This window comes from Microbacterium sp. SMR1, from assembly GCF_003289625.1.
Classification (GTDB): Bacteria; Actinomycetota; Actinomycetes; order Actinomycetales; family Microbacteriaceae; genus Microbacterium; species Microbacterium plantarum.
Map to the genome: position 1 here is coordinate 814,442 of NZ_QMBN01000001.1, position 26,069 is coordinate 840,510.

Annotated in this window: 23 protein-coding genes and 1 tRNA gene; 3 read left to right on the plus strand and 21 right to left on the minus strand. The window is 69.1% G+C overall.

Going from position 1 to position 26,069, the window contains the following annotated elements:
* Window positions 1-32 precede the first annotated feature (32 nt).
* Entirely contained in the window at window positions 33-1,361 is a 1,329-nt protein-coding gene (locus tag DO944_RS04025; protein WP_112614820.1) for a nitrate/nitrite transporter, read from the plus strand.
* Window positions 1,362-1,390: 29 nt separating this feature from the next.
* Here DO944_RS04025 and DO944_RS04030 read toward each other — a convergent pair whose 3' ends face one another.
* The 6 genes from DO944_RS04030 to polA form a co-directional block, all read right to left on the minus strand.
* Complete coding sequence (locus tag DO944_RS04030) at window positions 1,391-1,651, minus strand: DUF6458 family protein (RefSeq protein ID WP_112614822.1); 261 nt, start codon at window positions 1,649-1,651, stop codon at window positions 1,391-1,393.
* 88 nt (window positions 1,652-1,739) lie between these two features.
* Window positions 1,740-2,510: an SGNH/GDSL hydrolase family protein gene (locus tag DO944_RS04035; RefSeq protein ID WP_112614824.1), complete on the minus strand. Its 771-nt coding sequence runs from the start codon at window positions 2,508-2,510 to the stop codon at window positions 1,740-1,742.
* Entirely contained in the window at window positions 2,500-3,852 is a 1,353-nt protein-coding gene (locus DO944_RS04040) for an MFS transporter (RefSeq protein ID WP_112614826.1), read from the minus strand. Before DO944_RS04040 ends, DO944_RS04035 begins: the two co-directional genes overlap by 11 nt.
* Before the next feature lie 43 nt (window positions 3,853-3,895).
* Window positions 3,896-4,936: an LLM class flavin-dependent oxidoreductase gene (locus tag DO944_RS04045; protein ID WP_112614828.1), complete on the minus strand. Its 1,041-nt coding sequence runs from the start codon at window positions 4,934-4,936 to the stop codon at window positions 3,896-3,898.
* A gap of 71 nt (window positions 4,937-5,007) precedes the next feature.
* The gene (locus DO944_RS04050; RefSeq protein ID WP_112614830.1) at window positions 5,008-6,684 is read right to left on the minus strand and encodes a DUF885 domain-containing protein; all 1,677 of its coding nucleotides are present in this window, start codon (window positions 6,682-6,684) and stop codon (window positions 5,008-5,010) included.
* A 36-nt stretch (window positions 6,685-6,720) separates the two neighbouring features.
* Complete coding sequence (gene polA / locus DO944_RS04055; protein WP_112614832.1) at window positions 6,721-9,360, minus strand: DNA polymerase I; 2,640 nt, start codon at window positions 9,358-9,360, stop codon at window positions 6,721-6,723.
* A 58-nt stretch (window positions 9,361-9,418) separates the two neighbouring features.
* On the opposite strand from polA, the gene DO944_RS04060 reads away from it, so the two are divergent.
* On the plus strand, window positions 9,419-9,850 hold the full coding sequence (locus DO944_RS04060; protein ID WP_112614834.1) for a hotdog fold thioesterase: 432 nt from the start codon (window positions 9,419-9,421) through the stop codon (window positions 9,848-9,850).
* Window positions 9,851-9,912: 62 nt separating this feature from the next.
* On the opposite strand, the gene DO944_RS04065 is transcribed toward DO944_RS04060, so the two are convergent.
* Window positions 9,913-10,530, minus strand: a complete 618-nt coding sequence (locus tag DO944_RS04065) for an ANTAR domain-containing response regulator (RefSeq protein ID WP_112614836.1) — start codon at window positions 10,528-10,530, stop codon at window positions 9,913-9,915.
* 81 nt (window positions 10,531-10,611) lie between these two features.
* On the opposite strand from DO944_RS04065, the gene DO944_RS04070 reads away from it, so the two are divergent.
* Window positions 10,612-10,692: transfer RNA gene (locus DO944_RS04070), tRNA-Leu, on the plus strand.
* 58 nt (window positions 10,693-10,750) lie between these two features.
* Here the strand turns inward: DO944_RS04070 and pyk are convergent.
* From pyk to rpe, 14 genes are read right to left on the minus strand one after another with little or no spacing between them, the layout of a single operon-like run.
* Entirely contained in the window at window positions 10,751-12,199 is a 1,449-nt protein-coding gene (gene pyk, locus DO944_RS04075) for a pyruvate kinase (RefSeq protein WP_112614838.1), read from the minus strand.
* A gap of 44 nt (window positions 12,200-12,243) precedes the next feature.
* Complete coding sequence (locus DO944_RS04080) at window positions 12,244-13,710, minus strand: glutamate synthase subunit beta (RefSeq protein ID WP_112614840.1); 1,467 nt, start codon at window positions 13,708-13,710, stop codon at window positions 12,244-12,246.
* Window positions 13,703-18,283, minus strand: coding sequence for a glutamate synthase large subunit (gene gltB / locus DO944_RS04085; RefSeq protein ID WP_112614842.1), 4,581 nt, complete (start codon window positions 18,281-18,283; stop codon window positions 13,703-13,705). Before gltB ends, DO944_RS04080 begins: the two co-directional genes overlap by 8 nt.
* 53 nt (window positions 18,284-18,336) lie before the next feature.
* Window positions 18,337-19,311 (minus strand): prolipoprotein diacylglyceryl transferase, encoded by a 975-nt coding sequence (lgt, locus tag DO944_RS04090; RefSeq protein WP_112614844.1) that lies wholly within the window; start codon window positions 19,309-19,311, stop codon window positions 18,337-18,339.
* Window positions 19,312-19,354: 43 nt separating this feature from the next.
* The gene (trpA, locus tag DO944_RS04095; protein WP_112614846.1) at window positions 19,355-20,149 is read right to left on the minus strand and encodes a tryptophan synthase subunit alpha; all 795 of its coding nucleotides are present in this window, start codon (window positions 20,147-20,149) and stop codon (window positions 19,355-19,357) included.
* A complete protein-coding gene (gene trpB / locus DO944_RS04100; RefSeq protein WP_112614848.1) occupies window positions 20,146-21,405 on the minus strand; it encodes a tryptophan synthase subunit beta in 1,260 nt (419 codons plus the stop codon). Before trpB ends, trpA begins: the two co-directional genes overlap by 4 nt.
* A complete protein-coding gene (gene trpC / locus DO944_RS04105) occupies window positions 21,402-22,178 on the minus strand; it encodes an indole-3-glycerol phosphate synthase TrpC (RefSeq protein ID WP_112614850.1) in 777 nt (258 codons plus the stop codon). The genes trpB and trpC overlap by 4 nt, the downstream gene beginning before the upstream one ends.
* 1 nt (window position 22,179) lies before the next feature.
* Window positions 22,180-22,407 (minus strand): DUF6704 family protein, encoded by a 228-nt coding sequence (locus tag DO944_RS04110; protein ID WP_023950623.1) that lies wholly within the window; start codon window positions 22,405-22,407, stop codon window positions 22,180-22,182.
* Window positions 22,408-22,454: 47 nt separating this feature from the next.
* A complete protein-coding gene (locus DO944_RS04115) occupies window positions 22,455-23,060 on the minus strand; it encodes a Trp biosynthesis-associated membrane protein (RefSeq protein ID WP_112614852.1) in 606 nt (201 codons plus the stop codon).
* Window positions 23,057-23,413 (minus strand): phosphoribosyl-AMP cyclohydrolase, encoded by a 357-nt coding sequence (gene hisI / locus DO944_RS04120; protein WP_112614854.1) that lies wholly within the window; start codon window positions 23,411-23,413, stop codon window positions 23,057-23,059. The genes DO944_RS04115 and hisI overlap by 4 nt, the downstream gene beginning before the upstream one ends.
* Window positions 23,410-24,174, minus strand: a complete 765-nt coding sequence (gene hisF / locus DO944_RS04125; protein WP_112614856.1) for an imidazole glycerol phosphate synthase subunit HisF — start codon at window positions 24,172-24,174, stop codon at window positions 23,410-23,412. Before hisF ends, hisI begins: the two co-directional genes overlap by 4 nt.
* A gap of 1 nt (window position 24,175) precedes the next feature.
* Window positions 24,176-25,018, minus strand: coding sequence for an ATP phosphoribosyltransferase (gene hisG, locus DO944_RS04130; RefSeq protein WP_094261495.1), 843 nt, complete (start codon window positions 25,016-25,018; stop codon window positions 24,176-24,178).
* A gap of 40 nt (window positions 25,019-25,058) precedes the next feature.
* A complete protein-coding gene (locus tag DO944_RS04135) occupies window positions 25,059-25,322 on the minus strand; it encodes a phosphoribosyl-ATP diphosphatase (RefSeq protein WP_023950618.1) in 264 nt (87 codons plus the stop codon).
* A gap of 52 nt (window positions 25,323-25,374) precedes the next feature.
* The gene (rpe, locus tag DO944_RS04140; protein ID WP_112614858.1) at window positions 25,375-26,052 is read right to left on the minus strand and encodes a ribulose-phosphate 3-epimerase; all 678 of its coding nucleotides are present in this window, start codon (window positions 26,050-26,052) and stop codon (window positions 25,375-25,377) included.
* Between the last annotated feature and the right edge of the window lie 17 nt (window positions 26,053-26,069).

Consider the following 26,069-nt stretch of genomic DNA (forward strand, 5'->3'; position numbering starts at 1 on the left):
CCGACGCCCTGCCCGCTCGGACGGGTCACCCGATGAGCGTCGCGGCTCGGATGAGCGGTCCGGGGCTCCGGGCATGGCTCGTCTGGGGAACCGGCGTCGCCGCGTACGTCCTGTCCATCACGAATCGGACGTCGCTCGCGGCCGTGGGCGTGGACGCAGCCGAACGCTTCCAGGCGGACGCCGCGACGCTGTCGATGTTCGCTGTCGTCCAGCTCGCGGTGTACGGCGGGATGCAGATACCCATCGGCGTCCTGCTCGACCGTTACGGCTCCCGGCCCATCATGACGATCGGCATGATCCTCATGGCGGTGGGCCAGCTGACGATGGCCCTCTCCCCCAGCGTCGGCGTCGCCATCGTCGCGCGCATGCTTCTCGGAGCCGGCGACGCCGCCATCTTCCCGGCGGTCCTCCGACTCGTCGCGACCTGGTTCCCGGCGCAGCGCGGGCCGCTCATGGTTCAGATGACCGGCATCCTCGGTCAGGCCGGCCAGCTCGTCGCCGTCATCCCCCTCTCAGCACTCCTGCACGCCACCAGCTGGTCGGTCGCCTTCGGCAGCGTGGCCGGCCTCGGCGTCCTCTTCGCGGTCCTCGTCTTCCTGCTGGTGCGCAACCACCCGCCGGAGGTCGATCGTGACGTCAGCGTCAACACCGACACGGGCGCCATCCGGGTGGTCACCTCGAGCGTCGACACCGGCGTCGGCATCCGTGCCGCGTGGGCGCACCCCGGCACCCGGCTGGCGTTCTGGTCTCACTTCACGACGCCGTTCGCCGGCACGGCGTTCATCCTGCTGTGGGGCATCCCGTTCCTCACGGCAGGAGAGGGCCGGACTCAGGCCGAAGCGACTCTCATCACGACGCTCTACGTCTTCGCGGGGATGGCGCTCGGACCCATCATGGGTGAGCTCTCCCGCCGCATCCCCAACCTCCGCTCACGCGCCCTCGTCCTGCCGGCGGTCGCCGTGCAGCTCATCGCATGGACAGCGGTGATCCTCTGGCCGGGCACCGCGCCGGGGTGGCTCCTCGTTGCTCTCGCCGTCGCCCTCGCGACCGGGGGTCCTGCGTCGATGATCGCGTTCGATCACGCCCGGACGCACAACCCCTCGCATCGCCTCAGCACGGCGACGGGACTGACGAACGCCGGCGGCTTCCTCGCCGCCCTGATCGCCGTGTTCAGCATCGGCTTGGCGCTCGACCTGCAGGGTGCGGGAACGCCGGCGACGTACTCGCTCGAAGCCTTCCGCATCGCCTTCCTCACCCAGGTGCCGCTATGGCTCATCGGCGGTGCGTTCATCGCGATCGAACGCAAGCGCACCCGCATCCACATCGGGATGGACATGCCGAAACGGCCGCGACGGGCGTGAACCCACCGCGGCCGTTCACAGCAGCTGCGTCAGAGGATGGGGTCGCCCGAGGTGCTCGTGCTGTTGCGGGTGACTCGCTGGCCGCTGGCGGGGTCGACGGCGGTACGACTGACCGTCTCGGTCTGACGGCGGCGCACCATCAGGACCAGGCCGATGAGGAAGATGAGGGCTCCCGCACCCATCAGGATGTAGCCGATGAGGTCGAGATTCACCCACTCGACCTCGACGTTCACGGCGAACGCGAGGATCGCGCCGATGACGAACAATGCGATTCCGGCACCAATGCTCATGTCAGTTCCCTTCGGGTGTGCGGACCCGTCGATACTGGCGCGCGCGCGTGGTTCCACGCACCGGCTTGACACGCGTTCTCGCGGCGTATCAGGCGCGCGGCGCGACCTCGATCCACGAGCCGAACTTGGGCTGCCGGTTATCACCCGATGAACGCCCCGTGAGTCGGCGACGCACCCAGGGAGCGAGGTGCTCTCGGAAGTACTCGCCTCGGGCGAGCACCGGCGGCTGGTCGTCGACGGGAAGCGACCACCACTCCCCCGGCACCTCGAGGCCGAGGGAACCGAGCACCCGAGCGGCGACCCGATGGTGACCGCGGGCGTTCATGTGGAGTCGGTCGGCCGACCAGTAGGACGGATGGGTCAATGCGCGGTCGTACCAGTTCAAGGCGCGGACGACGTCGTCGCGACCTGAGATGCGCTCGACGACGGCGTCCGAGAGCGCGTCGCCCCGCCGGTTGATCAGGCCGCCCAGCGGCAGCTGCGCGGACGGGTTCGCACCCGACAGCAGAATGAGGCGGACGCCTTCCTCATCGCACCGCCGCAGCACCTGCACGAAAGCGTCGACGATGTGCGCGATCGACGTGCGCGGGCGCAGCATGTCGTTGCCACCGCCATTGAACGACAGGTGGGTCGGGCGCAGGGCGAGGGCGGCTTCGAGCTGTTCGTCGATGATCGGGCGGACGAGTTTGCCGCGGATTGCGAGGTTGGCGTACTGCACGGGTCGCCCCGTCGCATCGGCCCAGCCGGCGGCGACGAGGTCGGCCCAGCCGCGCACGGCGCCGTCGGGCAGCTCGTCCCCCACGCCCTCGGTGAACGAATCGCCGATCGCGACGTAACGAACCTCTGTCTCAGCGGTCATCGAGCGACTCTCCTCTGCGGTCGACGAGTCCCCACGCACCGGCGGCGGCGAGGACGAAGAACACGGCGAACACGACGAACAGCACCGGAGCGCCGCCCCACAGCAGGAGCGGCGGCACCGACAGGGGCGCGAGGATCGATGCGATGCGGCCGACACCGGCCGCCCAGCCGGCCCCGGTGCCGCGCAGCGACGTCGGGTACATCTCCGGCGTCACCGCGTACAACGCACCCCAGGCGCCCAGGTTGAAGAACGACAGCGCCATGCCCGCGGCGATGATGACCGTCTCGGTGCCGGCCGTCCCGAACACCACGGCGGATGCCGCCGAGCCGATGAGGAACACCGACAGGGTCAGGCGTCTGCCCCAGACCTCGATCAGCCAGGCCGACACGGCGTAGCCCGGCAGCTGAGCGAGAGTGATGATCAGGGTGAACCCGAACGATCGGACGAGGTCGTAGCCCTGCGTGTACAGGATCGTCGGGATCCAGATGAAGGCGCCGTAGTACGAGAAATTGACGCAGAACCAGACCAGCCACAGGCTCGCGGTGCGGCCGCGGAACTCGGACGACCAGAGCGCGCGGAGCCGGCCGGTCGACGACACGGCGGCGGGCGCCGCGATCGATTCCGCTCCGACGGCAGCGCCGACGTCGCGCGGCGTGGTCGCACTGTCCGTCTCGAAGCTCCGGACGACCGCCTCGGCCTCGGCGTGCCGGCCGCGGCGTTCGAGCCATCGGGCCGACTCGGGCAGCCCCCAGCGCACGATCAGCGCGTACACCGCGGGGATCGCGCCGACGACGAACGCCCAGCGCCAGCCCTCGTCGACCTGTGGGATCACGAAGTAGCCGATCAGAGCGGCTGCGGTCCAGCCGACGGCCCAGAAGGCCTCGAGGATGACGATGACCCGGCCACGGATGCGGGCGGGCGCGAACTCGCTCACGTACGTGCTCGCGACGGGCAGCTCGGCGCCGAGACCGAGTCCCACGACGAAGCGCAGGACGAGCAGCATCGCGAGTCCGCCGACCAGAGCGCTCGCCCCGGTCGCGACTCCGTAGACGAGGAGTGTGACCGCGAACACCGAGCGGCGTCCGAACCGGTCTGCCAGCAGCCCGCCGAGGCTCGCACCGATCGCCATGCCGGCGAAGCCGGCCGACGCGATCCACGACGCCTGCGAGGTGTCGAGCGACCACTGCGCGATGAGCGCCGTGATGATGAACGAGATCAGCCCGACATCCATCGCGTCGAGGGCCCATCCCAGCCCGGACCCGGTGAGGATTCTCAGGTGCCGACGCCCGAAGGGCAGATCGTCGAGGCGGCGCGCCACCGAGGGCGTCGCGGTATCGGTCATTCGACCATGCTATTGACCCGCGACACCCTCGGACACCACTCACTCAGTCGTCGGCGAGCATGTCCCGCACGAGAGGCGCGACCTTCGTGCCGTAGAGCTCGATCGAGCGCATCATGCTCTCGTGGGCGAGCGTCCCGTGCGAGAACTTCAGATCGAACCGGTCGAGCTCCAGCGTTCGGATCGTCTGCGCGAGCTTGCGCGCGACGGTCTCGGGCGACCCGGCGTACACGGCACCATCCGGTCCGAGATCGTGCTGGAACTGCAGGCGCGAGTAGGGCGGCCACCCGCGCTCCGCGCCGATCGCGTCGCGGTTGACCTTCATCGCCGGGAAGAGCTCCTCCCACGCTTGCTCGTCGGTGTCGGCGACATGGCCGGGCGAGTGCACCCCGACCGGCAAGCGGTCGGCACCCATTGCATCGCGGGTGCGGTGGAAGAGATCGACATAGGGGCGGAACCGTGCCGCACCGCCGCCGATGATCGCCAGCATCAGGCCGTAACCGTTGTGGGCCGTTCGCAGCACCGACTCGGGCGAGCCGCCGACGCCCACCCAGGCGCGGAGCCCGTTCTCGGTCTTCGGGAAGACATCCGCGTCCGTCAGCGCCGGCCGGGTCCGGCCCTGCCAGCTGACCGGCTGCTCGGACCGCAGCCGGCCGAACAGGTCGAGGCGTTCCTCGAACAGGATCTCGTAGTCGGCGAGATCGAACCCGAACAGCGGGAACGACTCGGTGAACGAGCCCCGTCCGAGGATGATCTCGGCCCGGCCGTTCGAGACGGCGTCGAGTGTTGCGAAGCGCTCGTAGACCCGCACAGGGTCATCACTGGAGAGGACCGTGACCGCGGTGCCCAGGCGGATGTCCTTCGTGCGGGCAGCGGCAGCCGCCAGCACGATCTCGGGGCTCGACACGGCGAACTCGCGACGGTGGTGCTCCCCGACCCCGAAGAAGCTCAGGCCGACCTCATCGGCGAGCACCGCCTGGTCGACGACATTGCGGATCGTCTGCGCGTCGGACAACAGCTCGCCGTCGGCGCCGCGGGTGACGTCGCCGAACGTGTCGAGGGCGAACTGGACGGATGTCGCGGTCATGGGGCCACCTTTCATTCATCCGCATACAACGGCGGAACGGGAAGAGTATTCCCGTCCCGCCGTCGTCGTGTTCAGCCCTGTGCGAGCGCCATGCGGAGCGTGTCGAGTCCGACACCGCCCAGGCGCAGCGCCTTCATGTGAAAGGCCTTCACGTCGAATTGCTCGCCCGCGCGCGCGGCGTAGTCATCGCGGATCTCCTCCCAGATCCGCTGACCCACCTTGTACGACGGCGCCTGGCCCGGCCAGCCGAGGTAGCGGTTGACCTCGAAGCGGATGAACTCCTCGGGCATGTTGACGTTGCGCTTCATGAACTCGAGCGCGTACTCCGCGTCCCACACGCCCTCTCCGTCGGGGCGCTCCTTCCCCAGATGCACGCCGATGTCGAGCACGACGCGAGCGGCACGCATGCGCTGTCCGTCGAGCATGCCCAGCCGGTCCGCCGGGTCATCGAGGTAGCCCAGCTGCTCCATGAGGCGCTCCGCGTACAGCGCCCAGCCCTCGGCGTGTCCGCTCGACCCGGCGAGCAGCCGCCGCCAGGAGTTCAGCTCGAACCGGTTGTACACCGCCTGGGCGATCTGCAGGTGATGGCCCGGAACGCCCTCGTGATACACCGTCGTCAGCTCACGCCAGGTGTCGAACGAGTCGACCCCCTCCGGCACCGACCACCACATGCGACCGGGGCGCGAGAAGTCGTCGGTCGGACCGGTGTAATAGATCCCGCCCTCGTTGGTGGGGGCGATCATGCACTCGAGCGTGCGAATGGGCTCGGGGATGTCGAAGTGGGTGCGACCCAGCTCGTCGACAGCGCGGTCGCTCGTCTCCTGCATCCACTTCTGCAGGGCCTCGGTGCCGTGGAGCTTCCGGGACTCGTCCTTCTCGAGGTGCGCCACCGCCTCTTCCACCGTGGCGCCGGGGAGGATCTCGTTCGCGATCGATTCCTGCTCCGCGACCATCCGGGCCAGTTCCTGGAGGCCCCACTCGTAGGTCTCGTCGAGGTCGATCGTGGCGCCGAGGAATCGGCGGGAGTGCAGCGCGTACAGCTCGCGCCCGACCGCGTCGGTCTCGCCCGCCTCGGGGAGGAGCTCACCGGTGAAGAAGGAGGCGAGAGCGTCGTACGCGACGCGGGCAGCGTTCGCGTTGTCCGCCAGCTCACGAGCCAACGATGCGGGGAGGCTGCCCTCGGTCGGCGCGGCATCTGCCGCGAACGTCGCGAAGAAACCCGTGTCCGCCGTGTAGCGACCGATCTGCGTGGCGACCTCGGAGACCTGACGGCGCGCCGGGACGACGCCGCGGGCGATGCCCTCGCGGAGCGTCTCGATGTACCCGTCGATCGCGGCCGGAACCGCACCGAGACGTTCGGCGATGACGCTCCAGTCGTCGACTGTAGCCGTGGGCATGAGGTCGAAGGTGTTGCGGATCTCCTGCGCGGGCGACGCGATCACGTTCACGTCGCGCAGGTGAGCGCCCGCCTCGGCCAGCTCGATGTTCAGCCGCAGGTCACCGGCGAGGTCCGCCTTCGTGACGACATCGACGTCGTCCGTGGGCTCGGCCGCCTCGAGGGCGGCGAGGGTGCTGCGTGCGGCCTCGAGTGCGCGAGCCGTGCCCGCAGGCGAGTAGTCGTCGAGTCGTGCGTTGTGCTCGAAACGGCCGATGTACGTCGCGAGCCCGGGTGAGAGCTCGGCCAGGGTGTCGACCCACGCATCGGCGATCTGGTCGATCGGCGTGGGGGTGCGCTGTGCTTCGGTCATCCTCCGAGCCTACTGCGGCACCCCCGCGCGACGAGGTCAGTGACCGGCGACGTCCCAGTCGCCGCCGCGCCCGATCTGAACGTCGAGGGGCACCGTGAGCTGAGCGGCGTCGCCCATGCGATCGCGCACGATGCGCTCGGCGGCATCCCACTCACCCGCAGCGACCTCGACCACGAGCTCGTCGTGGATCTGCAGCAGCACACGAGAGCGGAGGCCCTCGGCGCGGAACTCGCGGTCGATCCGGAAGAGCGCGATCTTCATGATGTCGGCTGCGCTGCCCTGAATGGGTGCGTTCAGGGCGGCGCGCTCGGCATTCTCGCGGAGCACTCGGTTCGGACTCGCGAGGTCGGGGAACGGACGGCGCCGGCCGAAGATCGTCTCCGTGTAGCCGTCGATGCGGGCCTGCTCGACGCTCGAGCGCAGGTAGTCGCGCACCGCCCCGAAACGGGCGAAGTACTCGAGCATGAGCTGCTTGGCCTCCGACTGCTCGATGCGCAGCTGCTTCGACAGGCCGAACGCCGACAGGCCGTAGACGAGTCCGTACGACATGGCCTTGACCTTCGTGCGCATCGCCGGCGTGACATCGGCCGGATCGACGCCGAACACGCGCGCCCCGACGAAGCGGTGCAGGTCTTCGCCCGAGACGAACGCCTCGATGAGCCCGGGGTCTTCGGAGAGGTGCGCCATGATGCGCATCTCGATCTGCGAGTAGTCGGCGGTCAACAGGGTCTCGTACCCCTCGCCCACCTCGAAGGCGGCCCGGATGCGGCGGCTCTCCTCATTGCGGATGGGGATGTTCTGGAGGTTCGGGTCGGTGCTCGAGAGCCGGCCGGTCTGACTTCCCGTCTGCACGTAGGTCGTGTGGATGCGGTCGTCGGCGGCGATCGCGGTATCGAGCGACTCGATGATCTGACGCAGCTTGGTGGCTTCACGGTGCTGGAGCAGCAGCTCGAGGAACGGGTGCGGGTTCGACTCCTGCAGATCGGCGAGCACCGCCGCGTCCGTGGAGTACCCCGTCTTCGTCTTGCGGGTCTTCGGCAGCTGGAGCTGCTCGAACAGCACCTCCTGCAGCTGCTTGGGCGAACCGAGATTCACCTCGCGGTCGATCGTGGCGTACGCGCGCTGTGCGATGTCGTCCGCTCGTGCCGCGAGTTCTGCCGAGAACGTCGAGAGCTTCTCGTGCGACACGGCAACACCCGCGAGTTCCATGTCAGCGAGGGTGTCGAGCGTCGGAAGCTCGATATCGGAGAGCACGGAGAGGACGGGCGCGGGCATCTCGGCGCGAACCGCCGCTGCCGTGCGCAACGCGAACCAGGAGAGCTGTCCCGGCGTGGCACCCTCCGTCTCGGGAACGAGCTGAGTCGGATCGGCCTCCGGCAGCTTCTCGTCGAGGTAGCGGTGGACGAGGTCGGCGAGCGTCTTGTCGGGGAAGCTGGGGCGCAGGAGCCACCCGGCCAGGATCGGGTCGAAGACGAGCCCGCCCAAGCGGACACCGCCGCGCCGCAGCGCCTTGACCTGGAGCTTGGCGTCGGAGATCACCTTGGGCGCGTCGGACTCGAGCCACGGGCGCAGGGCCTCGGCGACGTCGTCGCCCCAGGTGCCCTCGACCGCTTCGGCGGCGTCGGCCAGACCGATGCGCTGCGGAAAACCTCCCGCGACCATGACGGTCACGCCGACCTCGCCGTCGCGGGCCGCCGCCCACGCGGCGAGGTCGGCGGCGGAGAGCTCCGCGGCCGTCGGGGCCGGAACGGCGGGCGCGGCGGTCTCGACGGCCATCGCGGGATCTGCCCCCGCTGCCTCGAAGACGCGCGGCAGCAGCGTCCGGAACTCGAGCCGGGCGAAGATGTCGCGCACCGCTTCGGCGTCGATCGGGCCCACCGCGAGGTCTGCGGGCGTGACCCCGAGCTCGACGTCGCGGAGCAGCCGGTTCAGCGAACGATTGCGCCGCACATCGTCGAGGTGCTCCCGGAGGTTCCCTCCGACCACTCCCCCGATCTTGTCGGCGTTCTCGAGCAGGGCGTCGAGCGACCCCCACTGCGTGAGCCACTTGACCGCGGTCTTCTCGCCGACTTTGGGCACTCCAGGCAGGTTGTCGCTCGTCTCGCCGACGAGGGCGGCGATGTCGGGATAGTTCTGCGGCGGCAGACCATACTTCTCGACGACGGTCTCGGGCGTGTATCGCTTGAGCTGAGAAACACCCTGGACGCTCGGGTAGAGCAACGTCACGTCGTCGGTCACGAGCTGGATCGTGTCGCGATCGCCCGAGCAGACGAGGACCTCGAACCCGTCCGCTTCGCCCTGGGTCGCGAGCGTCGCCAGGATGTCGTCGGCCTCGTAGTCCTCTTTCGTCAGCACCGTCACGTTCATCGCGGCGAGGCACTCCTGCAGAAGCGGGATCTGGCCCTTGAACTCGGCCGGCGACTCCGAGCGATTGGCCTTGTACTCCGTGTACTCGCGCGTACGGAACGACTGTCGCGACGTATCGAAGGCGACCGCGAGATGGGTCGGCTTCTCGGCCTTGATCAGGTTCACGAACATCGACAGGAACCCGTAGATGCCGTTGGTGTGCTGGCCGTCCTTCGTCGTGAAGTTGTCGACCGGCAACGCGAAGAACGCCCGGTAGGCCAGCGAGTGGCCGTCGACGACGAGAAGGGTAGGCTTTGCGGAGTCTGTCACCCGTCCAGCCTAACGACGACCGCGGACACCACGACCCGCTGCGACCGAGGGGTGAAGCATGCCCGAGAAGACCGACACCGACACCGGCCTGGCCTGGGCACAGGGCCGCGGCAAGGGAGCTCTCGCCGAGCGCATGGGCATCGAGTTCACGGAGTTCACCACCGAGCGCTGCGTCGCGACAATGCCCGTCGAGGGCAACACCCAGCCCGTGGGCCTGCTCCACGGCGGCGCGTACGTCGTGCTCGGCGAGTCTCTCGGCTCCATGGCGGCGAACATGCACGCCGGCCCGGGACGCCTCGCCGTCGGCGTCGACATCAACGCCACGCACACGCGATCCGCGACGAGCGGTGTCGTGACGGGCGTGTGCACTCCCCTGCATCTCGGGCGCTCGATGACAGTGCACGAGATCGTCGTATCCGACGAGCAGGGGCGCCGGTGCTCCACCATCCGCATCACGAACCTCATCAAGGACGCCCCCGCGGCATCCTGACGCGACGACGAAGCCCCCTCCCGAACCGGGAGGGGGCTTTCTCGTCGCCGCGGCGCCGCGGACTACTTCTTGGGGGCGAGCTGCTCGATGATCGCCTTGGCCACGTCCTGCATCGTGAGGCGGCGGTCCATCGACGCCTTCTGGATCCAGCGGAACGCCTCGGGCTCGCTGAGACCCATTTTCTCGTTGAGCAGACCCTTCGCCCGGTCGACGAGCTTGCGGGTCTCGAAGCGCTCGACCATGTCGGCGACCTCGGCCTCGAGGGTGATGATCTGCTCGTAGCGGGCGAGCGCGATCTCGATGGCGGGGAGCAGATCGTTCGGGGTGAAGGGCTTGACGACGTAGGCGAGAGCACCGGCCTCGGTCGCCCGCTCGACGAGTTCCTTCTGGCTGAACGCCGTCAGCAGGACGACGGGCGCGATGTGCGCCTTGCCGAGCCGTTCGGCGGCCGAGATCCCGTCGAGGACGGGCATCTTGACGTCCATGATCACGAGATCGGGACGCAGCTCGGTCGCAAGCTGCACCGCGGTCTCGCCGTCGCCCGCCTCGCCGACGACGTCGTATCCGTTGTCGCGCAGGATCTCGACGATGTCGAGTCGAATGAGCGACTCGTCTTCGGCCACGACGACTCGGCGCGGTGCGGGAGCGGCCGACGTGGGGACCTCTTCTTGCTCTGTCACCTTTCGATCCTACGGTATGGGCGTTCCGGACACGGTTCCGTCGGGTGACGCCGCGTGAGGCGGTATTGTCGATGTGCGTGCGCCGGTGTGGCGGAATGGCAGACGCGACCGACTCAAACTCGGTTGTCTTCGGACGTGTGGGTTCGACTCCCACCACCGGCACGACGAAAGGGCGGGCATCTCGTGGAGAGGTGCCCGCCCTTCGGCATTCATGTGGCGCTTACTGGATCGCCTGGTAGATCGGCGCGCGGCCGTTGACGGCGTCGCCGATCTTGTGGATGCGGATGTCGTTGGTCGATCCCTGGATTCCGGGAGGGGACCCGGAGATGACGACCACCTTGTCGCCGACCTCGGCGAGGCCGTTCGAAAGGAAGTAGTCGTCGACCTGGTGGAACATCAGGTCGGTGTGCGCGACCTCCTCCACGAGGCTCGAACGGATGCCCCACGTCAGGGCCATGCGACGACGGATCGCCGGGTCCGGGGTGAACGCGATCATGGGGATCTCGGGACGCAGACGCGACATGCGGCGCGCGGTGTCGCCGGACTCGGTGAACATGCAGAGGAACTTCGCCTCGATGAACTGCGCGACTTCCATGGCGGCGAGCGTGATCGCGCCGCCCTGCGTGCGCGGCTTCGCCGTCAGCGGTGCGATGCGCTCGAGACCGTGGGTCTCGGTCGAGTCGACGATGCGCGCCATGGTCTCGACGACGACGACGGGGTACTTGCCCACGCTGGTCTCGCCCGAGAGCATCACGGCGTCGGCGCCGTCGAGGACGGCGTTGGCGACGTCGCTGGTCTCGGCGCGCGTCGGCACCGGGTTCTCGATCATCGACTCCAGCATCTGGGTCGCGACGATCACGGGCTTGGCCATACGGCGGCACAGCGCCACGGCCTTCTTCTGCACGATCGGCACGGCCTCGAGCGGAAGCTCCACGCCGAGGTCACCGCGCGCGACCATGATGCCGTCGAAGGCGTCGATGATCTCCTCGAGGTTCTCGACCGCCTGCGGCTTCTCGATCTTCGCGATGACGGGGACCTTGCGGCCCTCCTCCGCCATGATCTCGTGCACACGCGTGACGTCGGCGGCATCCCGCACGAACGACAGTGCGATGATGTCGGCTCCCTGCTGCAGCCCCCAGCGCAGGTCGGCCTCGTCCTTGTCCGACAGCGCCGGAACGCTCACGGCGACACCGGGCAGGTTGATGCCCTTGTTGTTCGAGACGGGGCCGGCGACGATGACCTTCGTCGTGACGACCGAGCCCTCGACCGAGACGACCTCGACGCGAACCTTGCCGTCGTCGATGAGCAGGAAGTCGCCGGGCTTGACGTCGCCGGGCAGGCCCTTGAACGTCGTCGAGACGATCTCCTTGGTGCCGAGGATGTCGTCGGTCGTGATCTTGAAGACGTCGCCGACCGCGAGCTGGTGCGGCCCGTTCTCGAACTTGCCGAGACGGATCTTCGGCCCCTGCAGGTCGACCAGGATCGCGACGGGGCGACCTGCGTCGTCGGCGGCCTTCCGCACGTTGGCCCAGCGGGCCTCGTGCTCCGAATAGTCTCCGTGGCTGAGGTTGAATCGGGTCACGTCCACACCGGCGTCGATGATGGCTCGCACCATCTCGTAGCTGGCTGTGGCCGGTCCCAGGGTGGCGACGATCTTGGCGCGTCTCACTGATACTCCGGTGGTTTCGGGTCGGGAGGGGGGTTGGGTCCAGCCTATGCCCGCTGGAGCCCGATCGCGACGTCGGTCGGACGCACCGGCGCCGGAAGGTCGGTGTCGCCCATCAGATAGCGGTCGACAGCGGATGCCGCGGCGCGGCCCTCCGCGATCGCCCACACGATGAGCGACTGTCCGCGCCCGGCGTCGCCGGCCACGAACACCCCCGGCGTGGTGGTCTGGTAGTCGTCGGCACGTTCCACGTTGCCGCGATCGGTGAACAACGTACCCAGCTGCGCCTCGAGCTCGGAGCGCTCGGGACCGGTGAAACCCATCGCGATCAGGACGAGGTCGGCGGGGATCTCGCGCTCGGTCCCGCTCTTGGGCACGCGGCGACCGTCGACGAACTCGGTCTCGGCGACGCGCAGCGCGCGCACCTCTCCCGCCTCGTTGCCGAGGAACTCGACCGTGGACGCCAGGTAGCTGCGCTCACCGCCTTCTTCGTGCGCGGAGGCGACCTCGAAGATGGTCGGCATCATCGGCCACGGCTGGGTGTCGGGGCGGTCCGACGGCGGCTGCTTGCCGATCGCGAGGTTCGTCACGCTGAGCGCGCCCTGACGGTGCGCCGTGCCGATGCAGTCCGCGCCGGTGTCACCACCGCCGATCACGACGACGTGCTTGCCCTCCGCGTGGATCTGGTTCGCGACCTGGTCTCCCGCGACGGCCTTGTTCGACTCGACGAGGTACTCCATCGCGAAGTGCACGCCGGCGAGGTCGCGGCCCGGGATCGCGAGGTCGCGGGGCAGGGTCGAGCCGGTCGCCACCACGACCGCGTCGTAGCGGGCGCGCAGCGCGTCCCACGAGATGTCCTTGCCGATCTCGACGCCGGCACGGAAACGCGTGCCCTCGTCCTGCATCTGACGCAGGCGCGCCTCGATGTGGCGCTTCTCCATCTTGAAGTCGGGGATGCCGTACCGCAGCAGGCCGCCGATGCGGTCGTCGCGCTCGTAGACGGCGACGGTGTGACCGGCGCGGGTCAGCTGCTGCGCGGCGGCGAGTCCGGCGGGGCCGGAGCCGACGACGGCAACCGTCTTGCCCGTCAGACGCCCCGGGGGCTCGGCCTCGACCCATCCGTTGGCGAACGCCTCGTCGATCGTCGAGACCTCGATCTGCTTGATCGTGACCGGCGGCTGGTTGATGCCGAGAACGCACGAGCTCTCGCACGGTGCAGGGCACAGGCGCCCGGTGAACTCCGGGAAGTTGTTCGTGGCGTGCAGACGCTCGATGGCCGAGCGCCCCTCGCCACGCCACATGAGGTCGTTCCACTCGGGGATGAGGTTGCCCAGCGGGCACCCCTGATGACAGAACGGCACGCCGCAGTCCATGCAGCGCCCCGCCTGACGGCGGAGAACGGCGCTGTCACCGGGCTCGTAGACCTCGCGCCAGTCCATGATGCGGACGGGAACGGGACGGCGCTTGGGGAGCTCGCGCTCCGTGATCTTCAGGAAGCCCTTGGGGTCAGCCACGGGTCACCTCCAGGATGCGGCTCCAGACCTCGTCGCCGTCGGGGTCGAGCCCCTCGGCGGCCGCCGTCTGTCGGGTTTCGAGCACCGCGGCGTAGTCGCGCGGCACCACACGGACGAAGTTGGCGACCTCGTTCTCGAAGTCCTCCAGCAGCCGGGCTGCCAGCTCGGACCCCGTCTCGGCGACGTGGCGCTCGAGCAGGTCGCGGAGGATCTCGGCGTCGCCGGACCCCATCTCCCCGAGCACGAGCTCGCCGCTGGCCATGGCCTCGCGGTTCACGTTCGCGGTCTCGAGGCGGTAGACGTAGGCGTTACCACCCGACATCCCGGCGCCGAGGTTGCGCCCGGTGGCGCCGAGGATCACGGCGAGGCCGCCGGTCATGTACTCCAGTGCGTGGTCGCCCACGCCCTCGACCACGGCCGTGGCCCCGGAGTTGCGCACGAGGAACCGCTCCCCCACGACGCCGCGCAGGAACATCGTGCCCTGCGTCGCACCGTAGCCGATGACGTTGCCCGCGATGACGTTCTCCGACGCGTCGAAGGCCGCTCCGCGCGGCGGGCGCACGACGATCTGTCCACCCGAGAGCCCCTTGCCGACGTAGTCGTTCGAATCCCCCTCGAGACGCAGCGTGATGCCGGCGGGGAGGAAGGCTCCGAAGGACTGTCCGGCCGAACCCGTCAGGTTCACCACGATCGAGTCGGCAGGAAGGCCGTTCTCGCCGTGCGCGAGCGTGACCCGGTTGCCCAGCATCGTGCCCACGGCGCGCTCGGTGTTGCGGATGGGCAGATCGATCTCGATGTGACCGCCGTGCGCGACGACATCCTGCGCTCGTTCGATGAGCTGCACATCGAAGTGCGCGTCGAGCTCGTGATCCTGGTCGCGCCGGTGACGACGCGGCGCGTCGTCGGCGAACGCGGGTCCGGTGAGGATGGGTCCGAGGTCGAGGCCGTTGGCCTTCCAGTGCTCGATCGCGCCGTCGACGTCGAGGACGTCGTTGCGCCCGATCGCCTCGTCGAGCGAGCGGAAACCGAGCTCGGCCAGGTACTCGCGGACCTCCTGCGCGACGAACTCCATGAAGTTCACCACGAACTCGGGCTTGCCGGTGAAACGCTCGCGGAGCACGGGGTTCTGCGTCGCGACGCCCACAGGACACGTGTCGAGGTGGCAGACGCGCATCATGATGCAGCCCTCGACGACCAGGGCGGTCGTGGCGAAACCGAACTCCTCGGCGCCGAGCAGCGCGGCGATCACGACATCTCGACCGGTCTTCAGCTGGCCGTCGGCCTGCACGACCACGCGGTCGCGCATGTCGTTGAGCATGAGCGTCTGCTGCGTCTCGGCGAGACCGAGCTCCCAGGGCGTACCGGCGTGCTTGAGCGAGTTGAGCGGGCTCGCGCCCGTTCCGCCGTCGTGCCCGGAGACGAGGATGACGTCGGCGAGGGCCTTCGCCGTTCCCGCCGCGACGGCGCCGATGCCCGACTGGCTCACGAGCTTGACGTGGACCCGGGCGGCCGGGTTCGCGCGCTTGACGTCGAAGATCAGCTGCTTGAGGTCCTCGATCGAGTAGATGTCGTGGTGCGGCGGCGGCGAGATGAGGCCGACGCCCGGGGTGCCACCGCGGGTGCGGGCGATCCACGGATACACCTTGCCGGGCGGCAGCTGACCGCCCTCGCCGGGCTTGGCGCCCTGGGCGAGCTTGATCTGGATGTCGTCGGCATGCGTGAGGTACATGCTCGTGACGCCGAATCGGCCCGAGGCGACCTGCTTGATCGCGCTGCGGCGTTCGGGGTCGAGCAGACGCTCGACGTCCTCGCCGCCCTCGCCCGTGTTCGACTTCGCGCCGAGCCGGTTCATCGCGATCGCGAGCGTCTCGTGCGCCTCCTTCGAGATCGAGCCGTAGCTCATCGCGCCCGTCGAGAATCGCTTCACGATCGACGCGACCGACTCGACCTCGTCGATCGGCACCGGGGGCCGGACGCCGGTGCGCAGCTTGAACATGCCGCGCAGCGTCTTCAGCTCGGCCGCCTGATCGTCGACGAGCTTCGTGTACTCGCGGAAGATGTCGTAACGACGGGTGCGGGTCGCGTGCTGGAGTCGGAAGACCGTGTCCGGGTTGAACAGGTGCGGGGCACCGTCGCGGCGCCACTGGTACTCACCACCGGTCCACAGTCGCTCGTGGGCGCGGACCGCGGCGTCTTCCGGGTACGCGTAGGCGTGACGCGCGGCGTTCTCTGCCGCGATGACCTCGATGCCGATACCGCCGAGCTTGGTCTCGGTGCCGGTGAAGTAGTTCGACACGAACTCGTCGGAGAGCCCGACGGCTTCGAACACCTGGGCGCCGGCGTAGGACGAGACGGTCGAGATGCCCATCTTGGACATGATCTTCAGCACGCCCTTGCCGAGCGCGTAGATCAGGTTCTTGACGGCCTTCTCGGGAGTGACGCCGGTGATGTACCCGGCACGCACGAGGTACTCGACGGTCTCCATCGCGAGGTACGGGTTGACCGCCGACGCGCCGTAGCCGAGGAGCGTCGCGACGTGGTGCACCTCGCGGACATCGCCGGCCTCGACCACGAGACCGACCCGCATACGGGTCTGCTGCCGGATGAGGTGGTGGTGCACCGCGGCGAGCATGAGCAGGGACGGGATGGGGGCGAGGTCCTTGTTCGAGTCGCGGTCGCTGAGCACGAGGAACTCCGCGCCGTCCTCGATGGCCTGGTCGGCCTCGGCGCACATCTGCGCGAGGCGCTTCTGCATGCCCTTGTGACCGGCCTCGACGCGGTAGAGACCGCGGATCGTCACCGACGAGCGGCCCTTGAGGGCGGTGTCGATGTGCTGGATCTTGGCGAGCTCGTCGTTGTCGATCACGGGGAAGTCGAGCGTCACCGTGCGGGTGTGCTGCGGCCCCCAGGCCAGCAGGTTCGCCTCGGGACCGAGCCCGAGGGACAGGGAGGTGACGACCTCTTCGCGGATCGAGTCCAGCGGCGGGTTCGTCACCTGCGCGAACTGCTGCGTGAAGTAGTCGAACAGCAGGCGCGGGCGCTCGCTGAGCACCGCGACGGGGGTGTCGCTGCCCATGGCACCGAGAGGCTCGGCTCCCACCTGCCCCATGGGGGTGAGGAGGATGCGCACCTCCTCCTCGGTGTAGCCGAAGGTGCGCTGGCGGCGCGTGATCGACGCGATGGGGTGCACGATGTGCTCGCGCTCGGGCAGGTCCTTGAGCCGCACGCGACCGGCGTCGAGCCATTCCTGCCACGGGTGGAGCGTCGCAAGCTCGCGCTTGATCTCCTCATCCTCGACGATGCGGCCCGCGGCCGTGTCGACGACGAACATCCGCCCGGGCTGCAGGCGACCGCGGCGCTTGATCCGCTCGGGGGCGAAATCGAGCACGCCGGTCTCGCTGCCGATGACGACCAGTCCGTCGGTGGTCTCGGTCCATCGTCCCGGGCGCAGGCCGTTCCGGTCGAGAGTGGCGCCCACGAGCGTGCCGTCGGTGAAGATGAGGGCAGCCGGGCCGTCCCAGGGCTCCATCTGGATGGAGTGGTAGTCGTAGAACGCCCGGAGATCGGGATCGATGTCGGTCTGCTTCTCGTACGCCTCGGGCACCATCATCATGACGGCGTGCGGCAGGCTACGCCCGGTGAGCGTGAGCAGTTCGAGGACCTCGTCGAACGAGGCCGAGTCGCTCGCTCCGTCCGTGCAGATCGGCAGCAGCGGCTGCACATCGCCGAGCAGCTCGGACTCGAGCTGCGACTGGCGCGCGCGCATCCAGTTGCGGTTGCCCTTGACGGTGTTGATCTCACCGTTGTGCGCGAGCATGCGCAGTGGCTGCGCGAGCGGCCACGACGGGAAGGTGTTGGTCGAGTAGCGCGAGTGCACCACCGCGAGCTCCGACGCGAAGCGCTCGTCCTGCAGGTCGGGGTAGAACGGCTCGAGCTGGAGCGTCGTGACCATGCCCTTGTAGCCGAGCGTGCGGCTCGACAGCGACACGAAGTAGGCGTCGTGCTCATGGCGGGCGCGCTTGCGCAGGCGATAGACCCGGCGGTCGAGCTCGATTCCGGCGAGGGCGGGCGCGTCGCCAACGGCAGGACGCGACACGAAGAGCTGCTCGAAAGCGGGGCGTGCGGCGAAGGCGAGCTTGCCGAGGTTCTCGTCCTCGGTCGGCACGTCGCGCCAGCCCAGGACCGTCAGACCCTCGGATGCCGCGAGCGCCTCGATGTCGGCCTTCAGAGCGTGGCGTTCGTCGGCGTCGCGCGGCAGGAACGCCATACCCGCGGCGTACTCGCCGGCGGGCGGCAGGTCGAAGTCGACGACCTCGCGGAGGAACGCATCGGGCATCTGCGTCAGGATCCCGGCTCCGTCTCCGGTTCCTGCGTCGGAGCCGATGGCGCCGCGGTGCTCGAGGTTGCGCAGAGCCGTCAAGGCGAGCTCGACGATGTCGTGACCGGCTTCGCCGCGCAGCGTGGCGACCATCGCCAGACCACACGCGTCCTTCTCGAACGCAGGGTTGTACATGCCCTGCTTAGGAGGGAATGAACCGAATCCGGACTTTTGGGGTCGAGGGCTCGAGGCCATACTGACCGTCCTCACATTGGTGCTGAAACCGGGACGACGTCGGCCCTGGGGAACTACTGCTTCGAGGTGACTGCGCTTGTGGCGCTGTCTGCGTGAGCTTCGGGCGTCGGGGGTGCGCTCAGATCCACGAAGTCTTCGGTGCTCTGCGATTGTAGCGCGCTCGGAGCGACCCATTCGCGACCCGCCTGATAAGGCGACGGCTCGTCGCCCGGGTGACGTCGCGTCTGCACCACGATGATCGCGATTCCGACCACGACGGCGAAGATCGCCGCCCAGACGTTGGTGCGGATGCCGAGGATGATCTCACTCGGATCGATCCGGATCGACTCCCACACGATGCGGCCGGCGCCGTACCAGACGAGGTAGAGACCGAAGAGCTTGCCCCACTGCGCCCAGGCCTTGCGACCGACCCACAGCAGCACGAGCACGCCGAGACCGTTCCAGATCACCTCGTAGAGGAACGTCGGGTGGAAGAGCGTGTCAGGAGCCAGTCCCGCGGGGAACGCGGGGTTGCTGGGATTGATCTCCAGCCCCCAGGGCAGGTCGGTGGGGAGTCCGAAGAGCTCCTGGTTGAACCAGTTCCCGAACCGCCCCATCGCCTGAGCGAGGAGGATTCCCGGAGCCAGCGCGTCCGCGAAGCTCCAGAACCGGATGCCGGTCCACTTGCAGCCGAGGTAGGCGCCCACGGCACCGCCGATCAGCGCACCGAAGATCGCGATGCCGCCTTCCCAGATGAAGAGCACCGCCCACGGGTTCTTGTCGGGTCCGAAGTAGAACCCCGGGTGCGTCAGGACGTGGAATGCGCGCGCACCCACCAGGGCCAACGGCACAGCCAGCAGTGCGATGTCGATGACGACCCACGGCTCCGCACCGCGCCTCGTGAGGCGGTGGTTGGTCATCAGCGTCGCGACGATGATCCCGGCGATGATGCACAGCGCGTAGAAGTGGATGCGCAGCGGGCCCAGGTCGATGTAGCTCACCGACGGGCTCGGGATGCTCGCGACGAGCGTGTGTGCAGCGTGGATCATCGGATCGTCCCTCGGAAATCGGTGGTCGTGCGACCGGAAAAGTCTAGACGCGCTCGCGGGCGGTGCCCGCCGCGAGTTCACGCGCGGTGTCGGTGAGTCCGGCCACTCCCCCGTCTCGCAGCGCACGCACGAGTGCGGTCCCGACGATGGCGCCGTCGGCATAGTCGACGACGCCCGCGACCTGCTCGGGCGTCGAGATGCCGATGCCGACGCAGGCGTGGGCTGCGCCGAGCGCACGGATACGGCCGACGAGAGTGCGGGCGGCCGCGTCGAGCTCCGTCCGCTCCCCCGTGATTCCCATGGTCGAAACGGTGTACACGAAGCCCGTGGAGGCCTCGACGATCATCCGCAGTCGCTCCTCGGTCGACGTCGGTGCGGCGAGGAAGACGCGGTCGAGCCCCGTGCGCTCCGACGCGGCGAGCCACTCTGGCGCTGCATCCGGAGTGATGTCCGGCGTGATCAGACCTGCACCGCCGGCCGAGACCAGGTCGTCGGCGAAACGGTCGACGCCGTACTGCAGCACGGGGTTCCAGTAGGTCATGACGAGGATCGGGATGTCGACGCGCTCTGCGATCGCCCGGACTGCCGTGAAGGTGTCGCGCAGTCGAAAACCCGCGGCCAGGGCCACCTGGGTCGCCTCCTGGATGACGACGCCGTCCATCACGGGGTCGGAGTACGGGGGGCCGAGCTCGAGGACGTCGGCGCCGGCCTCTGCCAGCGCGACGGCGGCCTCGATGCTCGTCTCGAGATCGGGGAAGCCGAGTGGAAGGTAACCGACGAACGCGCCGCGCCCCTCGGCGTGTGCGGCCTCGATCGCCGCGGCCACGCGGGAGGTCACAGTTCCACTCCTTCGCCCGACGCTGCCTCGTCGTGTTCGGGCTCGACCACCGGCTCCGCACCGTCGTCGTACAGCTCGAACCAGCGCGCCGCGGTGTCCATGTCCTTGTCGCCGCGCCCCGACAGGTTGACGGCGATGATGGCGTCGGGGCCGAGTTCACGTCCGATGCGCAGCGCACCGGCCAGCGCATGGGCCGACTCGATAGCGGGAATGATGCCCTCGGTGCGACTCAGCAGCCGCAGCGCCTCCATCGCCTCGGTGTCGGTGGCCGGGATGTAGGACGCACGACCGATGGACGCCAACCAGGCGTGCTCGGGGCCGACGCCCGGATAGTCGAGTCCCGCGGAGATCGAGTGCGACTCGACCGTCTGACCGTCCTCGTCCTGCAGCACGAAAGTCTTCGCCCCGTGCAGGACGCCCGGGCGGCCCCGCCCGATCGACGCGGCGTGACGCTCGGTGTCGACTCCCTCACCCGCGGCCTCGACGCCGTACAGTGCGACGCCCTCGTCATCGAGGAAGGCGTCGAACATGCCGATCGCATTCGATCCGCCGCCGACGCAGGCGACGACGGCATCCGGAAGCCGCCCGGTCTCGGCGAGGAGCTGCTCGCGTGCCTCTTCCGAGATGATTTTCTGGAAATCGCGCACCATGGCGGGGAACGGATGCGGCCCCGCCGCGGTGCCGAAGATGTAGTTGGTGGTCTCGACCGAGGCGACCCAGTCGCGGTACGCCTCGTTGATCGCATCCTTGAGGGTGCGCGACCCCGTCGTGACCGGCACGACCTCGGCGCCGAGCAAGCGCATCCGCGCGACGTTGAGCGCCTGCCGCTCCGTGTCGACCTCGCCCATGTAGATCGTGCAGTCGAAGCCGAACAGGGCTGCGGCCGTCGCCGTCGCGACGCCGTGCTGACCGGCTCCGGTCTCGGCGATGACGCGCGTCTTGCCGAGACGCTTGGTCAGCATCGCCTGACCGATCACGTTGTTGATCTTGTGCGAGCCGGTGTGGTTGAGATCCTCGCGCTTGAGGAACACGCGCGCGCCACCGGCGTGCTCGGCGAAACGCGGCACCTCCGTCAACGCGGACGGACGTCCGGCGTAGGTCGCGAGGGTCCGCGTCAGTTCGGCCGCGAACTCGGGGTCGGCCATGGCCGACTCGTATACCGCTGTCAGCTCGTCGATCGCCGCGATGAGGGATTCGGGCATGAATCGCCCGCCGAACTCACCGAAGAAGGGACCGTGCTGTTCTCGCAGGCTCACGCGCCGGCCTCCAGGAATGCGTGCAGGGTGGTCACGGGGTCGTTGGTCACGAGCGCCTCGCCGATCAGGACGGCATCGGCACCCGCGCGACGGTAGTGGGACACGTCGTCGGGGGTGAGGACGGCGGACTCCGCGATCTTCACAGCGTCAGCCGGAAGGTGCTCCACGAGCCGGCCGAAGAGATCGCGATCGAGCTCGAACGTCGAAAGGTTGCGCGCGTTGACGCCGACCAGACGCGCTCCGATGTCGGCGGCACGATGCACCTCGTCGAGCGAGTGGGTCTCGACGAGCGGCGTCATGCCGAGTTCGAGCACGAGCTCGTGGAGCTCGGCCAGCACCGGCTGTTCAAGCGCAGCGACGATCAGCAGCACCAGGTCGGCGCCTGCTGCCCGTGCCTCGAAGACCTGGTAGGCGTTGGCGATGAAGTCCTTGCGGAGAACGGGGATCGACACCTCGGCGCGAACGGCCTCGAGGTCGGCCAGGCTCCCCTTGAAACGTCGACCCTCGGTCAGCACGGAGATGACGGATGCGCCGCCCTCCTGATACCGCGCGGCCTGCAGCGCCGGGTCGGGAATAGCGGCGAGATCGCCCCGCGAGGGGCTCGCGCGCTTGACCTCGGCGATGATCTTGACCCGCTCGGCCGGCGCGAGCGCCGCGAGGGCGTCCCGGGCCGGGGCCTGAGCGAGCGCGTCGCGCTCGACGACGGCGAGGGGCCGCTCGGCCGCACGGGCCTCGGCATCCTCGACGGCGCCGGCCGTGAGACCGGCCAGCACGTCAGTGCGCTTTCGGGGTGTACTTGTCGCCGTATGCGCCGTAGCCGGCCTTCGCCATGGCCCAGCCGACGATCAGGCCGACGACCAGGAGACCCGCGGACGCCCAGACCAGCACCGGCATGTCGAGCCAGAAGAACAGGGTGCCGAGCGCGAACGCCAGAAGCATGATCACCACAGCGGTCCACGCCGCCGGGGAGTGTCCGTGGCCGGGGTCGCCGATGTTGCTCATTGTTCTCCTTCGCGGGATTTCTCGGGCTGAGGTCAGTCTACCGGGGCTCAGGCGGTCGGATCGGACCCGCGGCTGAGGTCGTCCCAGGAATCGATCGGATCGTGCGAATCATGCGGACGCGATCCGCCGGGACGGCGGGCCTCGACCGCGGGGTCGGTGCGATAGCGGCGCGCGGTGCTGCGCCACGAGCGCGCCGTGACGAGAGTGAGCACGCCGCCCAGGAACACCGCCAGCGCGCCGATCGCCGTGATCCAGGGCCAAGCGGTGACGGTGATGGCCGACACGAGGGTCCCGACCGCCTCGACCCCCGCGAGGCCGGTCGTGTCGGCGACGACGCCGACCACGGCCTCCGGCGGTGCCGTGAGGGCGATGCGCAGCGACTCGGCGAGGAGAGCCGCGCCGATGAGCACGCCGATGACGCCGAAGACGTAGCGGAGCACCGTGCCGACGATCGACAGCGCCAGACCGAGCGCCAGCGCCGCCAGGCCGAGCGGGGTGACGAGCGGGAGCGCTTCGGTGCCCGGCACCGGGAGGACCGCCTGGGCGCCGTCGCGCAGCGTCGCCTCGAGCCAGGGCTGGGTCGCGCCGATGACCGCGAGGCCGCCGCCGACGACGGCCGCGAGGACGGCGAGCATGCGGGACCGGCGGGTCATGGCACCGCGACGACGGGGTCGAGGTCGTCCGCGTCGAAGCATGTGCGGGTGCCGGTGTGGCACGCAGCACCAACCTGCTCGACGAGCAGGAGCACGGCGTCGCCGTCGCAGTCGAGCCGCGCCCCGCGGACGAGCTGGACGTGGCCGGACGTGTCACCCTTGCGCCAGTACTCCTGGCGCGAGCGCGACCAGAAGGTCACGCGTCCGCTCGTGAGCGTGCGGCGCAGCGCCTCGGCATCCATCCACGCCAGCATGAGCACCTCGCGCGTGTCGTGCTGCTGGACGATCGCGGCGACGAGCCCGTTCGCGTCGAACGAGACCCGGGCGATGCGCTCGTCGATGCTCTCGGTCATCGCCGCACCTCGATGCCCTGAGCGGTCAGCGCGTCCTTGACGTCGCCGATCGTGAGCTGGCCTGAGTGGAACACGGATGCCGCCAGGACGGCATCCGCTCCTGCCTCGATGGCGGGGACGAAATGCTCCGTCGCACCCGCGCCGCCCGAGGCGATCACCGGGACGGACGAGATCTCGCGCATCAGCGAGATGAGCTCCAGATCGAAGCCGTCCTTGGTGCCGTCGGCATCGATCGAGTTGACGAGCAACTCCCCCGCACCCCGTTCGATGGCCTCGCGCGCCCAGGCGAGCGCGTCGATCGAGGTCGCCGTTCGCCCGCCGTGCGTCGTCACGACGAAACCCGATTCGGTGCCCTCGGCGCGCTTGACATCGAGCGAGAGAACGAGGACCTGCGCGCCGAAGCGGTCGGCGATCTCACCGAGCAGCTCGGGGCGAGCGATCGCGGCCGAGTTGACGCCGACCTTGTCGGCACCGACCGAGAGGAGCCGCGCCACATCGTCGACCGAGCGGACGCCGCCTCCCACGGTGAGCGGGATGAAGACCTGCTCCGCGGTGCGACGAACGACGTCGTAGGTCGTGGCGCGTCCGTCGACGGTCGCGGTGACGTCGAGGAAGGTCAGCTCGTCGGCGCCCTGCTCGAAGTACAGTCGCGCGAGCTCGACCGGGTCGCCCATGTCGCGCAGATTCTCGAAGTTGACGCCCTTGACGACGCGACCGGCGGCGACGTCCAGGCACGGGATGACGCGGCGTGCCAACGTCATGTCAGAGCCTCGCGTTGTGGATCGCGGTGACGAGGATCGCGCGCGCGCCGATGGCGTACAGCTCGTCCATCGTCGTGTTCACGCTCGCGCGCGGCACCATCACCCGGACCGCCACCCACTCGGGGTCGCGCAGCGGCGAGATCGTCGGCGACTCGATGCCACCCGCGATCGCGACGGCCTCATCCACCAGCGCGGCCGGCAGGTCGTAGTCCACCAGCACGTAGCGGCGCGCGACGAGCACGCCGCGAAGCCGGCGCAGCAGCCGCTCGGTGCCGTCCGCATCGTGGGGACCCGCGATCAGCACGGCCTCCGAACGCAGGATCTCGGGACCGAAGACCTCGAGTCCGGCCTGACGGAGGGTCGTGCCCGTCTCGACGACGTCGGCGACGGCATCTGCGACGCCCAGGCGGACCGCGGACTCGACGGCACCGTCGAGCGGCACGAGGTCGACGGCGATCCCGCGCTCGTCGAGGAACGCGTCGACGAGCCCGGGGTACGACGTCGCGATGCGCTTGCCGGCGAGCTCGGCCACGTCGGTGAACGTGCCGGTCGGGGCCGCGAAGCGGAAGGTCGAACCCGCGAAGCCGAGCCGTTCGATCTCGCGCGCGCCCGGCATGCGGGCGTCGAGCAGCAGGTCGCGGCCGGTGATGCCGACGTCGAGGGCGCCCGAGCCGACGTAGGTGGCGATGTCCTTCGGACGCAGGTAGAAGAACTCGACCTCGTTGACGGGGTCGATGACGTGGAGGTCCTTCGAGTCGCGGCGTCCGGTGTATCCGGCCTCGGCCAGCATCTCGGCGGCGGTCTCGGCGAGCGATCCCTTGTTTGGGACGGCGATGCGCAGCATGGGGGTCTTTCTGTCTCGGAGCGGGAGGGCGGGGCGTCGCTCAGAGATGTCGGTAGACGTCTTCGGGGCTCAGACCCTTGCTGATCATGAGCACCTGCAGGTGGTAGAGCAGCTGCGAGATCTCCTCGGCCGTCTCGGCATCGGACTGGTACTCGGCCGCCATCCAGACCTCGGCCGCCTCCTCGACGATCTTCTTGCCGATGGCGTGCACACCGCGGTCGAGCTGCGCGACCGTGCCCGAGCCCTCGGGCCGGGTCTCGGCGATAGAGGTGAGCTCTGCGAACAGCGCGTCGAACGTCTTCACCTAGCCAGGGTACCGGCCCGCGACGGGCGTTCCGACCGCGGCGGGCGACGGATCAGTGCCGGTGCGCCCGCAGCGCCCGATCGCGGAGGCTCGCGACCGCGGCATCCGGATCGTCGGCGCCGAACACCGCCGAGCCGGCCACGAACGTGTCGGCTCCGGCCTCGGCCGCCTGCGCGATCGTCGACTCGGAGATCCCGCCGTCGACCTGCAGCCAGACGGAAGAACCGCCACGGCGCGCCTCGTCGGCGAGCCGGCGGAGCTTGGGCATCTGGTCGGCCATGAAGCTCTGGCCGCCGAAGCCCGGTTCGACCGTCATGACGAGGATCTGATCGAACTCGTCCAGGACGTCGAAGAGGCCCTCGACGGGCGTTGCGGGCTTGACGGCGACACCGGCGCGTGAGCCGATCGAGCGCAGCCGGCGAGCGAGCGCGACGGGGTCGGTGGCGGCCTCGAGATGGAAGGTGACGCTCGCGGCACCGAGCTCGGCGTAGCCGGGACCCCAGCGATCGACGTCCGAGATCATCAGGTGGACGTCGAGCGGAATCGGACTCGTGGCCTGGATCCGCTCGACCATCTGCGGCCCGAACGTCAGGTTCGGGACGAAGTGGTTGTCCATCACATCGACGTGGACGAAGTCGGCCGATCGGATGCGGCCGAGCTCGGCCTGCATGTTCACGAAATCCGCGGCCAGGATGCTGGGGTTGATGCGCAGGGCGTCGGCGTCGCTCACTCCCCCATTATCGCCGT